Origin of the sequence: Butyrivibrio sp. AE2015 (genome assembly GCF_000420825.1) — a bacterium.
Classification (GTDB): Bacteria; Bacillota; Clostridia; order Lachnospirales; family Lachnospiraceae; genus Butyrivibrio.
Map to the genome: position 1 here is coordinate 44,971 of NZ_ATVR01000005.1, position 12,635 is coordinate 57,605.

12 protein-coding genes and 1 other RNA gene are annotated in these 12,635 nt (G+C 39.0%); 1 reads left to right on the forward strand and 12 read right to left on the reverse strand.

The features are described 5' to 3' along the window. Positions 1 to 36: 36 nt before the first annotated feature. Positions 37 to 609 carry a hypothetical protein gene (locus G585_RS0104150; protein WP_022773187.1) on the forward strand — a complete coding sequence of 191 codons (573 nt, stop codon included), beginning with the start codon at positions 37 to 39 and terminating at the stop codon, positions 607 to 609. A gap of 90 nt (positions 610 to 699) precedes the next feature. Here G585_RS0104150 and glmS read toward each other — a convergent pair whose 3' ends face one another. The 12 genes from glmS to ssrA form a co-directional block, all read right to left on the reverse strand. Next, positions 700 to 2,568 carry a glutamine--fructose-6-phosphate transaminase (isomerizing) gene (glmS, locus tag G585_RS0104155; protein WP_022773188.1) on the reverse strand — a complete coding sequence of 623 codons (1,869 nt, stop codon included), beginning with the start codon at positions 2,566 to 2,568 and terminating at the stop codon, positions 700 to 702. Between the two features lie 66 nt (positions 2,569 to 2,634). Continuing rightward, positions 2,635 to 3,417: an HAD hydrolase family protein gene (locus tag G585_RS0104160; RefSeq protein ID WP_022773190.1), complete on the reverse strand. Its 783-nt coding sequence runs from the start codon at positions 3,415 to 3,417 to the stop codon at positions 2,635 to 2,637. 25 nt (positions 3,418 to 3,442) lie between these two features. Continuing rightward, positions 3,443 to 4,417 carry an adenosylcobinamide-phosphate synthase CbiB gene (gene cbiB, locus G585_RS0104165; RefSeq protein ID WP_022773191.1) on the reverse strand — a complete coding sequence of 325 codons (975 nt, stop codon included), beginning with the start codon at positions 4,415 to 4,417 and terminating at the stop codon, positions 3,443 to 3,445. Positions 4,418 to 4,467: 50 nt separating this feature from the next. Then, positions 4,468 to 5,247, reverse strand: coding sequence for an adenosylcobinamide-GDP ribazoletransferase (locus tag G585_RS0104170; RefSeq protein ID WP_022773193.1), 780 nt, complete (start codon positions 5,245 to 5,247; stop codon positions 4,468 to 4,470). Further along, positions 5,244 to 6,170, reverse strand: a complete 927-nt coding sequence (locus G585_RS18740; protein WP_022773194.1) for a bifunctional adenosylcobinamide kinase/adenosylcobinamide-phosphate guanylyltransferase — start codon at positions 6,168 to 6,170, stop codon at positions 5,244 to 5,246. The genes G585_RS0104170 and G585_RS18740 overlap by 4 nt, the downstream gene beginning before the upstream one ends. 2 nt (positions 6,171 to 6,172) lie before the next feature. After that, positions 6,173 to 7,270 (reverse strand): nicotinate-nucleotide--dimethylbenzimidazole phosphoribosyltransferase, encoded by a 1,098-nt coding sequence (gene cobT / locus G585_RS0104180; protein WP_022773195.1) that lies wholly within the window; start codon positions 7,268 to 7,270, stop codon positions 6,173 to 6,175. A gap of 10 nt (positions 7,271 to 7,280) precedes the next feature. Beyond that, positions 7,281 to 8,348 (reverse strand): pyridoxal phosphate-dependent aminotransferase, encoded by a 1,068-nt coding sequence (locus tag G585_RS17065; RefSeq protein WP_022773197.1) that lies wholly within the window; start codon positions 8,346 to 8,348, stop codon positions 7,281 to 7,283. 9 nt (positions 8,349 to 8,357) lie between these two features. Further along, positions 8,358 to 9,131 carry an ABC transporter ATP-binding protein gene (locus tag G585_RS0104190; protein ID WP_022773198.1) on the reverse strand — a complete coding sequence of 258 codons (774 nt, stop codon included), beginning with the start codon at positions 9,129 to 9,131 and terminating at the stop codon, positions 8,358 to 8,360. A 3-nt stretch (positions 9,132 to 9,134) separates the two neighbouring features. Further along, positions 9,135 to 10,205, reverse strand: coding sequence for a FecCD family ABC transporter permease (locus G585_RS0104195; RefSeq protein ID WP_330361372.1), 1,071 nt, complete (start codon positions 10,203 to 10,205; stop codon positions 9,135 to 9,137). Further along, a complete protein-coding gene (locus G585_RS17070; protein ID WP_022773201.1) occupies positions 10,159 to 11,244 on the reverse strand; it encodes an ABC transporter substrate-binding protein in 1,086 nt (361 codons plus the stop codon). The genes G585_RS0104195 and G585_RS17070 overlap by 47 nt, the downstream gene beginning before the upstream one ends. A gap of 121 nt (positions 11,245 to 11,365) precedes the next feature. Next, on the reverse strand, positions 11,366 to 12,160 hold the full coding sequence (proB, locus tag G585_RS0104205) for a glutamate 5-kinase (RefSeq protein ID WP_022773202.1): 795 nt from the start codon (positions 12,158 to 12,160) through the stop codon (positions 11,366 to 11,368). Between the two features lie 79 nt (positions 12,161 to 12,239). Further along, positions 12,240 to 12,596: a transfer-messenger RNA gene (gene ssrA, locus G585_RS19285) on the reverse strand. Positions 12,597 to 12,635 lie beyond the last annotated feature (39 nt).

A 12,635-nucleotide genomic window follows, 5' to 3' on the forward strand; every position in this document is an offset into this window, starting at 1 on the left:
ATTTGAAACGCATTCAATAATGAATAGGAGAAAAAAATGGAATTTAAACAGGAAGTTGAAACTGGCACATTTAAAATTGTCAGCAACACTGATACATCTTTAAAGATCAAGGAAGTTGCAACAAAGTGCAGATTAGTTAAAACAGATAACGGGGTTAAGGTTGAACTTGCGTATACAGGTCCTAACGCCAGCAAATATATGCAGTATGTTGAAAAGCACAAAGAAGATCTCACAAAATATCTCATGAATCCTGATGAAGCTGATCTTTACGAATGGATGGAGACATCTCACCAGACTCCTGAGACACTCAAAAAACATGAGAAAGAAAATCTTATTCTATATGTAAGTTTCGACCCAGATACACATAAAATGTCTACAGGAATTGCAGACGAAAACATCACAATGAAGCTTGGCTCAACTCTTATGAATGTCAACATAGATGAACTTACAAGAGATGAATTTAAACTTGCCATTTATAATATGCTTCTTCTTGCAGATGAAATTTCTGTAATGATGGGAAATGCAGGGCTTCGCAAAATGGCAAACATCCAGATCGTAAAGACTTATCTCACAGAGATATATGACAAGTATCACGAGAATATCGATTAATAAAAAGCTTATTGCTAATAATTAAATTATTCTTATAAAAAGAGGCTGTGAAAAATATATTACTCATTTTTCACAGCCTTTTATTTATTCTTATTCTACTGTAACAGATTTAGCAAGATTTCTTGGCTTATCAACATCAAGTCCTCTTGCAACTGATACATAGTATCCTAAAAGCTGAAGCGGAACAACTTCAAGTGATCCAACAAAATGCTTATCCATCTTAGGAACATAAGTAACGAAATCTGCTGTATCTTCGATCTCATATCTTCCATATGGTGCAAGTCCCATAAGATAAGCGCCTCTGCTCTTACACTCTACCATGTTGGAAATAGTCTTCTCATAGAGATTATCCTGACAAAGAAGGCCGATCACCAAAGTACCATTCTCAATAAGACTGATAGTACCATGCTTAAGCTCACCTGCAGCGTAAGCCTCTGAATGGATGTAGGAGATTTCCTTCATCTTAAGGCTGCCCTCAAGTCCGATTGCATAGTCGATACCTCTTCCGATAAAGAAGATGTCTTTTGAGTTAGCAATCTTAGCTGCAAACCACTGAAGTCTTTCCTTGTCATCAAGAATCTTCTGAATGCATTCAGGTATTCTTGAAATTTCTGCAAGGTATTTATCGTAAATATCTTTTTCGATTTTCCCACGTACAGCTGCAAATTCAAGCGCAAGTAAGTATGTAACAACAAGCTGACAGCTATATGCCTTAGTAGTAGCAACTGAAATTTCAGGACCTGCTACAGTATAAATTACATAATCAGCTTCTCTTGCAATTGAAGAACCTACTACATTAACAATAGCAAGTGTCTTAACGCCTCTTTCCTTAGCCTCACGAAGAGCAGCTAAAGTATCTGCTGTCTCACCAGACTGTGAGATAACCACAACAAGATGATCATCTGTAAGAAGTGGTCCTCTGTATCTAAACTCTGATGCAAGCTCAACTCTTACAGGTATTCCTGCAATATCTTCTATTACATACTGGGCTGCCATTCCAACGTGCCATGCACTTCCGCATGCAACAATCGTGATCGCTGATATGGATTTAATTGTCTCTTCATCCATTTCAAACTTGGAAAGATCAACTTTTCCATTAGTTATAAGTGAATTGATTGTATTCTTTATTGCTGTTGGCTGCTCATGGATCTCCTTCATCATGAAGTGCTCAAAGCCGCCTCTCTCAGCAGCCTCAGCTGAAAACTTGATCTCAACAAGCTCTTTTTCAATAAGATCGCCGTTTAAGTCATAGAACTCAGCCTTACCAGGAAGGAGTCTTGCCATCTCATTGTTGCCAATATAGTAAACATTCTTTGTGTGATTAAGGATAGCAGGAACATCTGATGCAACAAATGTTTCATCACCTGCGATTCCGATGATCATTGGGCTGTCTTTTCTGGCAACATAAATCTCATCAGGATAATCAGCAAACATTACTTCCAGAGCGTATGAACCACGAACTCTCACCATAGTCTTAGCAAGGGCATCGATAGGTCCAACTTTATACTTCTTGTAGTAATAGTCAACGAGCTTGATAGCAACCTCTGTATCTGTGTCACTATAAAACTCATAACCATTCTTTAAGAGCTTTTCTTTTAATTCCTGATAGTTTTCGATGATACCGTTGTGAACACCTACAACTTCAGATTCTACTGTTCCGGAAGCAGATCCGGTGCAGTTGCCTGATACATGAGGATGCGCATTGATCTGTGAAGGACCACCATGTGTTGCCCATCTTGTGTGACCGATACCACAACATCCAACAACGCTCATTCCGTTATCAGTCTTCTCTTCGAGATTCTTAAGTCTTCCGACTGCCTTAACAACCTCTGCCTTATTATTACCATCACGAACAGCGATTCCTGCTGAGTCGTAACCTCTATACTCCAGTTTTGAAAGGCCTTCAAGCAGTATAGGTGCTGCCTGATGCTTTCCGATAAATCCTACTATTCCGCACATACTTTTTTCCCTTTCTTATGAGGATATCTTTAACATAATAAACGAAATGTTTTAAAATAGCAAATTTTAGATAATTTCAAAATGTTTCATAGCGTGATAAATACCATCTTCATCAAGGGGCAAAGTGATATAGTCCGCATAATCAGACAGGTCATGATATGTGCCTCCCATTGCCACGCCTGTTCCCGCTGCGATAAGCATTTCTTTATCGTTTATGCTGTCGCCAAAAGAAAAGGTATTTTTAATATCCTCTCCCAAAAGCTCACAGACTTTCTTAATTCCTGTCCCTTTGTCAAACCCTCTTGGAACCATCTCAACTACAGTATCGCTGTGAATAATATAACTGTAGAGATCAAGCAGCTCTTTGTAGCAGGCATTTCTTTCCTCTTTAGAAACATCTGTTGCACATGAGAGCTTATTCATTTCCCACTTGCCCCAGTTTTCTTTGATTCCCCTTAAGTGACTGCCCATCTCCTGCATGACCTTTTCGCCATACATATCGCCGTCAAAATCAGACCTGTCCATATACAGGTATTTGGGACCTTCCAAAATAGGGCGAAATCCATATTTTCTGACAGTTTCTACTGTTCTTATTGCATCATCCTTCGGAATTATCCTGTTAAAAATAACTTCACCATTATATTCAATCATGGTCCCGCAGGCAGAAACTATTCCGTCAAATCCTATAGATAAGAGTTCTTTGTTAGTAACAAATCCCCTTGCTCTTCCGGTATTTATAAAGCACTTGTGGCCATTCTCCCTGGCTGTTTTAATTGCAAGCCTTGTCTTTTCCCTTATGTTGTTGTTGTAATCCCACAAAGTGCCGTCAATGTCAAAAAATAAAACCATACTAATAAAAAACTCCTGTCAAAAATCATCTGATACCAAGATAGATAAAAAGACAAACAAGCGCAAACAGCGCTTCTGTGGCATGCATTAAACTGATACTTCTCAAAACATCTTCTTTATCTATCAGCTTTATATCATCACCGATAAAAGGTTTGTCCTTAATCTTGCCAAAATATGAAGCAGGACCTGCAAGTCTAAGACCAAGGGCTCCTGCGCACACACTCTCACACTGGGCTGAATTGGGACTCTCATGATTATACCTGTCCCTGCGCCATATCCTGAAAGCTCCAAAAGGATCATAGCCAAGTATAAGAGCCGAAAAGATCATATATATAGCACTTATTCTAGCCGGAATGAAAGCAAGAATATCATCCAGCCTTGCTGCTACAGTGCCAAAATACCTGTATTTATCATTTTTATAGCCGATCATTGAATCCATTGTACTAACTGCCTTATAAAGAAAAGCAAGCACCGGTCCGCCGATGATAAGATAAAACATCGGACATATTACTCCGTCGTTGGTGTTCTCAGAAACAGTTTCAACTGTCGCACGAAGTATCCCTGCTTCGTCAAGGCTCTGTGTATCTCTCCCAACGATCATTGAAAGAGCTTTTCTTGCACTCTCAATATCTTTTGGAAGTCCGGCAAGAGGCCTGTAAACATCCATCGCTGCATCCCTTAAGCTTTTTCCGGCAATTGCAAAAGATGACAGCACACTCATTATCAAAACTCCAAACACACGGCCTATTTTAAATGAAATATACGCAATAAGTCCTGTGACACCTCCGGTAATTGCAAGAACTATTATTACTAAAAGTGCTCCTTTTGCTCTTTTTTTCTCATTGGAATCATCTTCTTTAAGCAATCTCTTTTCCAAACATGATATAAGAGCACCGATTGCCTGCACAGGATGATAAAGCCAATTTGGATCGCCGAAACACATATCAAGCGTAATTCCAATCAAAAAAGAAACCAAAAAATCCCTGTAAAATAAAGCCACTACAAACTCCTCAACGTATCAAGAAAGCCCCCGTTAACACAACAAATCCCCTACATCAAAAGCCAGATCATATATACAAAAGAGGAAATCAATTCACAAATGCAGACAAAATAGCCCGCAATGTCTCCTGTTATTCCTCCGAATTTGTCATTTGCCATACGATGATAATATACAAAAACTAATAATGAAGCAATAGTTTCCAACACTCCGGCAATTTTTCCAAAATAAATCATAAATAAAGAGCAAATTATAGCCTCAACGATAAGCAGAACTCTGCACCACTCCTTTTGAGCCCCTTCTGCAAAAGTGTACAAAGTTCCATTACTTTTAGCACATTTAAAGCTAACCACTGCTATTCCGGAAAGGATACGGGAATAGAAAAATATAAGTGCCCATGCAAAAAACATATCAGAACCTGTATGAGCACTTATAATTGTCAGTGCCGTAGCAAAGAAAATACAGCCGTATAAAAGAAGTCTTATCACAGCAAAAGCCCCAATATGAGGGTCTTTTAGAATCTCTAGCCTCTTTTCCATGTCCCTGTATGAACTTAGCGCATCACTGGTGTCCATATATCCGTCTAAATGTATCCCTCCGGATACTATAACCGGAACTGCCAAAATAAAAAGCGTTTTGGCAACATCCGGAACAGACGCCAAATAACCTGTAAAGAGATAACTCAGCAAGGACATGGCAAAAGAAATAACAAGACCAACTAATGGAAAAAAGCAGATGCTATATCTCATGTTTTCTTTCTTCCACTCAAATACTGGCATAGGTATCCGTGAGTACATGGAAAAAGCAATTGCAATAGATTTTAAGACATTCATAGCTTTATTCCTCTTTTGCAAAAAACTCTGTAAACATCTGAATGTGCAGCGATCTTCTGCATGAATCTTCCCGCTTCTTCGCGATAGCGCCTTATCAGCTCATCCATGGGCACTACACCGCAAAAGATGTCGTCTATTATAATAACAGAATTTTCAGGAAAACTGTTAACAGGTTCTTTCTCATTCTTTATACAGGCATAGACATACCTTTCAATATGCTCATAGCACCTGTATCCCAATGGAATCTCGGCATCATCTTCCTCAAAGGTATATATTTCTTCCGGTAAAATACCAAAATTCTCGATCACATAATCTCTTTTTCCCTGAAAAGCACCACCTAAAACAAGAACATTTCTATTTTTTGTTTTGGTCTCTATAACTGATCTTCCTTTTATAAGCATCTCTTTTCCTGCAGCGATCTCAATAGCTTTATCAGACAGGCCGCAAAGCCTTTCTTCCAAAAATGCAAGTCCATTTCTATACAGCTGCGTATATTCATCATACATAGCAGCGTCGCTTTGAATATAGTCACTAACTATAACAAGATTTAAAACTCTGTCATTCAAAGCTTCGATATCCTTTAGTACCTTCCCGGCAGCTTCTTTAAAAATAACAAACCTGCCATCATCTGAAGTTTTGAACATTTCATTGGACAAAAGAGCTGTGAGACTATCCAAAAGAACTGTCGCATTTTCAGGGATCTTTTCTATTACAGCATCAATATTCCTACCTTTTTCTATTGTAAAAAAAGGCATATCTTTCCTGCTGTCTATATGCTTTTTTATACGCTCTTTGTCCTCATTGTCAGAGGCGATCATGGTCGCAAGGTAGTAGAGGTTTTCACCTTTTGAAAGTTCAAAGGCTATAGTTTCAGCTTTTGAAGACTTACCATTTTTGCAGCCACCTGTAATTAGTACAAGCACTCTTATTTCTCCTGTTTTCTTATTTCTTCCAGATAATCATCACATATGCCGCCGCTTTTAAATGTTCCCATATTGCAGACAAAAGCACAGGCGGCCTCCATTATCTGAAACGCCACAACACAGCCGCTTCCTTCTCCAAGGCCCATATCAAGATTAAACCAGGGCTTAAGATCAAGAAGCGAGATTGCAATTTTGTAGCCCTTTTCTTTCGACTCATGAGATGGAAAAAGATATCCCGAAACCTTTTCGTTTAATCTGCTGGCACAAAGAGCCGCAACCACTGATATGTAACCATCTATCACAACAGGGATCCTGTTTTTAGCGGCGCCTAAAAAGACTCCGCACATAGCTGCTATATCAAGGCCTCCAAGCTCAGAAAGTATATCAATTATATCTCCATTATCTGAGCTGCTATTTAAAAACCTCTTTACAGCTCTTTCAACAACGCTTATCTTTTTCTGAAAGGCCTCATCTGTAAGGCCACCTCCTCTTCCAACCAAATCTCCGGGCAAAGCCCCTGAAATGGCAGCTAAAACCGCAGCACTTGTTGTGGTGTTTCCAATCCCCATCTCTCCAACACCCAAAATATCTACATAATCCAAAGCAGCCCTGTCTGCGCTTTCCATTCCTACAAGGATTGCTCTTATAACCTCTTCTCTTGTAAGAGCAGGCTCTATAGCAATGTTCCCGGTGCCTTTCCTTATTCTCTTGTTAAGGACCTCTTCGCAGTTATAATCTGTTGCGATCCCAACATCAACGATTTCAGTCTCAACCCCAAAATGCTTAGCCATTGAAGACATACCGGTAATGCCTTTTGTCATATTAACAGCCTGACTTGCCGTTACAGAAACAGGAGCTGAAGAAACACCCTCACAGGTTACGCCATTATCTGCACACAGCACGATTATGCGCTTTTTCTTAAGTGTATTTTTAACCTTCCCTGTGATACCAGCCAGTGAAATTGCTATCTTTTCAAGCTTTCCAAGGCTTTTTGGAGGTTTGATAAGGCTGTCGATATATTCTGAAGCTTCGCGCATTTTTTCAGAATCTACGCTATCTATATCTTTAATTTTTTCCTTAAGTTCTAATTCAAAATTCAATGTCTGCACCTCAGATAAGTTTCTCTATAACCTCTATGAGCTTTTTGTTGTCTTCATGTCCTCTTATGGCTATTCTATAGTATTCATCTGTAAGTCCCGGGAAATTGGAGCTTTTCCGAAGATATATCCCCTTACTCAAAAGCTTCTCATAAAAACCATCTTTTGCATTCACCTTTATCAAAAGGAAATTTACATCTGAAGGAAATACTCTGATTCCAAGCCTTTCAAGTTCTCTTTTCAGGTATTCTCTTTCATTTTTAATATCCAAAAGACACTTTTTTATATCAAGATCACGATCTAACAGCTTTGCACCGGCAACCTGAGCCAGCCCCGAAATACTCCATTCAGGCTGCATAAGCCTCATCTTTTCTACGACCTTTTCATCACTACATATGCCATATCCAAGTCTGATCCCCGGTATAGAATAAATCTTGGTAAAAGACCTGATGATAAAAAGATTCTTATGATCATCTATGAAACATATGAGGCTCTTATCCCTTTTGTCATCAGTAAAATCAATAAAAGACTCATCAACCACAAGAAAAGCCCCATATTTTTTGCAAATATCAAGCACATCCTTCAAGGTATCTTTTTTAATTACTCTTCCTGTCGGATTATTGGGATTACAGATATAAACAGCACTGTTTTCCTGGCCTTCGTAATCTTTTACAAATCTCTCTATTTCTTTTAACCGGCTTTCACCAAATAAAAAGTCATCCTTCTCATCAAGAAAAAGGTAGCTTACGCTAGCGCCTTTCGCCCAAAGAGCTCTCTCATATCCGGAAAAAGTAGGCTCTATAATAAGTGCATTTTTTATATCAAGGCAATAAGGCAAAAGCGTTATGATCTGAGATGCACCATTTCCAATAACTATATAGTCTGCTGAAATATCATTTTTATCAGCTACTTTAAGAACAAGGTCATTACTCTCCCTGTCAGGATACAAACAAGTAGCCTTTTGAATCTCCTCTTTCGTAAACTCAAGTTCATCTGCAAAAAAGTTGGTATTAACGCTAAAATCAATCAGCGAATCACTCTTAATTTCACCGCCATGATAATAATCTTTGTTTTCTTCCATAAATAAACCTTATATCCAATGTGAATACTGCTTTTTCATATACTGCTTTACATCAATATCAAAAGCCTCGACTAGGTACTTGCTTTCTATAAGCTCCTCTTTACTTCCGTCAGCAAGAATTTTTCCATTTTTAAGCAAAATAAGCTTATCTGAGGCTTCCAACGCAATATTGATGTCATGAAAAACACCTATGAGTGTATGTTTTTTGCTCTCTTTTTTCCAATCAGAAAGGTAACTTAGAAATTCAGACTGATATTTAAGATCCAAATGATTGGTGGGCTCATCCAAAATGATAATATCAGTATCCTGAGCCATGGTCCTGGCCAGAAACACTCTTTGGAGCTGACCTCCGGATAACTGGCTTATCTGCCTGTCTCTAATATCTTCAAGGCCATATTCTCTAAGGCTTTTATATACAATCTCTTTGTCACGGCTATTGGCAATTCCAAAAACATTGTTGGAATATAGATACCTTCCAAGCATGACCGTTTCTTCGACAGTATATGAAAAATAGATGTCAGAAAACTGCATCATTACAGAAATCTTTTTTGCTATATCTTTTCTCTTAAGATTTCTTACTTCTTTATTGCCAAGAAGGATGCTTCCGTCATATGAGAGCATGCCTGCAAGAGTCTTGATAAGCGTAGTTTTACCGCATCCATTTGCACCCAAAACAGCAATACTTTCCCCTTCATTTACACCAAAAGAGATATCCTTTATAACCGGGTTATCACCAGGTCTTTTTCCATATCCGCAGATCAGATTCTTACACTCAAGCAGCATTTATTATCTCTTACCTCTAAAATATATATATGCAAAAAACGGTGCTCCAACCAGTGCTGTAATAGCCCCAACGGGTATCTCCTGCGGAGCAAGTACAGTTCTCGACAACATATCTGCAAAAGCCATAAAGGCCCCGCCCATTACAAAGGACATAGGAATCACATATTTATGTTTTGAACCAAATAAACGTCTTACGATATGAGGAATTGTGAGATCAACAAAGCCAATGATACCTGAAAAGCAAACAGCTGCTCCTGTCAAAAACGTTGAAACAGCCAAAAGAAAAACTTTTACTTTCTTTGTCTCAACTCCGATGCTCATGGCCTCTTCCTCTCCAAAGGTCATAATATCAAGTTCCCTGACAAAGAGACATATTATAAGTGTTCCCAGCACTGCACACACGCTCAAAACAGCCACATGTATCCATCTTCTTCCGGAAAATGAACCCATCTGCCATAAAATAAGTCTCTGCATGTGTTCACTGTTCAAAGCACTTATAAGAGTCAAAATAGCATTTACAAAAAGAGAAAAGACCATTCCGAACAGAATGATCGTATGATTGCTCATGTTATGATCCAGCCTTCCGGACACAGCAATAACAAAAAACACTGTAAAAAGTCCTGCCAAAAAGCCTGCAGCAGGTAGCAGAAAAAAGCCAAGTAATGAACTTGTTATTCCGGAAGTAATAACGATTGCAGCTCCTAAAGATGCACCGGCAGAAACGCCAAGAGTATAGGATGAGGCAAGGGGGTTTTGCAAAAGAGACTGGATCACTGCCCCGCTTACCGAAAGAGCTGCACCAACAAAAAAAGCGGTCAAGGCTCTGGGTATCCTTATATCCCAGAGTATTGAGATATAAGAACCCTCAATACTCTTAGTCAAAGGCAGGTTAAAGAGCTTGTTTAACAGTACTGATACTATATCTGACGCTGGGATATATACACTGCCCAGCCCTATACTAAGGATCAGCACTAATATCGATATCAATACTAAAATTACTATCTTAAGCTCTTTTTCTTTTTTCATATTATGCAGCAGGCTGCTCCTTGCTATCTTCTGTGCTAAATGGATCAACTAACGCCTCATAGTAATCAGGATAAATATCCTTAGCCATCTCGATCATAGCACTTACAACATGATGATTTGGTCTGTTAACTGTATCATTATCAATCTGATATACAGCTTCTTCCTTAATAGCAGATACGTTCTCCCATCCACTCATCTTAAGAATAACATTTATAACATCATCTGTGTACATGTCAGCAGTAAGAATAACCTGTGGATCCATAGCTACAGCTGCTTCTTCTGTAAGTGCAGGCCACTGTGATTCTTCCTCTCCTGCAACATTAGTTGCTCCGATAAGACTTATCATCTCATTGATATAAGTATTTGAACCACATGTATAAATTGTTGGTGAATCAGCAGATGGAGTAAAGAGTTCGAAAAGCACAGTCTTCTTCTCCTCTTCAGGAATAGTAGCAGCTATTTTTGATATCTCTTCAATAGTTGCTTCCATCTCTTTAACAATAGCCTCTGCAGCTTCACTTGTTGATGTAGCTGCTCCAATAAATCTGATATCATCAGAAATATCCTGAAGGCTTGCGCTGCTTGGAATATCAAGAACGCATACACCAGCCTCTTTTACAGCTGCAAAAACATCATCTCCATGGCTGGCACTCATACCTGTTGTGAAAACAACATCTGCGCCAAGAGCAATGATCTGCTCCTGATCAGGAGTCATCATGTCAAACTGTGGAATATCAGCACTAAGTGAATCTGCGTAGCTTGCATATGAATATGTATCACATGCAACGATCTTATCACCAAGTCCAAGGTCTATAAGAATCTGTGTTGTTGAAGGAGCCATTGATACAATTGAGTTTACTTCTTCAGGAATTGTAACTTCATTGCCACTTCTATCAGTGGTTGGCTTTGCTGATACATCTGTATTTTCAGTGGATTCTGTCTGAAGAGTAGATGCTTCGCTGGTAGCTGTAACACTTTCCTCAGCTACTGTTTCTGAAACTGTTTCTGCTGTGGTATTTCCGCATCCAACAGCAAAAGTAGACATCATGGCAACAGCCATGACAATAGATAGAATTTTCTTTTTCATAATTCTCCCTCACTTTATTACCTATTAAGTGCCCCGGAGAATCTCCCTTGGGCCACCATTTGCACTGACAAAAATAACATCAAATGCCCGCATTGTCAATGTCAGAGCACGCATAAGCTTCTTATTTTGCCACAAACAAAGTTCCCACAATCTTTTTCTCAATGACATCATAGAGCTTTTCAGGATTCTTACCATTTGTGATGATCACATCGATTCCATGCTCTGTAGCATACTCTGCTGCATCAAGCTTTGTTATCATTCCGCCTGTTCCACGATTTGAACCCGAGCCTGATGCAATTGACTTTAATTCATCTGTAATCTCTTCAACCCTGCTAATAAGCTTTGCATCAGGATTAGTACTTGGATTGCCATCATAAAGTCCATCAATATCTGAGAAAATTATAAGCTTACTTGCGTTGCAAAAAGCTGCAACAAAAGCTGACAACATATCATTATCAGAAAAGAGCTTCTTTTCAGATTCAATCTCTGCGTGGCTTACTGAGTCATTCTCATTAACAATTGGAATAATATGATTCTCTAAAAGAGCATCAAAAGTGTTCTTTAAGTTCTTACTCCTTATAGGATCTGCAATATCCTCATTGTCAAGCAGTATCTGACCTACCATTCTTCCGTATTCACTAAAGAACTTATCATAAAGATGCATAAGCTCTGTCTGCCCAACGGCAGCTGCAGCCTGCTTCATCCTGATCTCTTTTGGCTTCTGGGCAAGTCTCATCTTACCTGCACCAACGGCAATAGCACCTGATGAAACAAGCACAAGATCATACCCCAGATTTTCAACACCTGCCAAAGCTCTGCAGAGATGGTCAAGAGCCCTTATATCAACGTTTCCATCACTATTTGTTATTGTGGAAGTACCTACTTTTACAACTATTCTCTTCTTACTGACGCTCATAGTTTTCCCCTTTACCTTGCTAAATCATATGTTAATACTATATAAAAAGAACTACCATAAATCAATGGTAGTCCTTAAAAAATGGATTAGAGGGGAGTCGAACCCCTGTCCAAAAATTCATCCCCTGTACTTCTACTATCATAGCTTATTATTCCGAGATTCTTCATCTCTGTTCCCTCTTACCTGCGGTAACAAGCAACTACAAATAATCGGTAGCTTCATGATACGACCATAACCGCAAAGCTTAGGCTATGTCGTTTCCTACAAAGTTTGACGCCAGTTACCGAGTGTGTAGGTGCACACGGGCTGACGGGCTGCGCTTAGGCAGCGAGTGCTAAATTATCGTTAGCGTTTAATTTTAATTTGAGGTTTAACGCGACCATCCTGCGGATAGCTTCTCCAGCTTCAAAATCCCTGTCGAAACCTTTACTAACCCTTATTTAATTGTGCTTACCCATTATATCGGTAAGCACAG

What these genes read in the sequence shown, in the direction of transcription:
- glmS (WP_022773188.1), bottom strand. Translation starts at nt 2,568, where the DNA reads ATGTGCGGAATAGTAGGATTTATCGGAAAGCATCAGGCAGCACCTATA.
- G585_RS0104170 (WP_022773193.1), bottom strand. Translation starts at nt 5,247, where the DNA reads ATGAATGTCTTAAAATCTATTGCAATTGCTTTTTCCATGTACTCACGG.
- G585_RS17065 (WP_022773197.1), bottom strand. Translation starts at nt 8,348, where the DNA reads ATGGAAGAAAACAAAGATTATTATCATGGCGGTGAAATTAAGAGTGAT.
- G585_RS17070 (WP_022773201.1), bottom strand. Translation starts at nt 11,244, where the DNA reads ATGAAAAAGAAAATTCTATCTATTGTCATGGCTGTTGCCATGATGTCT.
- G585_RS0104160 (WP_022773190.1), bottom strand. Translation starts at nt 3,417, where the DNA reads ATGGTTTTATTTTTTGACATTGACGGCACTTTGTGGGATTACAACAAC.
- proB (WP_022773202.1), bottom strand. Translation starts at nt 12,160, where the DNA reads ATGAGCGTCAGTAAGAAGAGAATAGTTGTAAAAGTAGGTACTTCCACA.
- G585_RS0104190 (WP_022773198.1), bottom strand. Translation starts at nt 9,131, where the DNA reads ATGCTGCTTGAGTGTAAGAATCTGATCTGCGGATATGGAAAAAGACCT.
- G585_RS0104150 (WP_022773187.1), top strand. Translation starts at nt 37, where the DNA reads ATGGAATTTAAACAGGAAGTTGAAACTGGCACATTTAAAATTGTCAGC.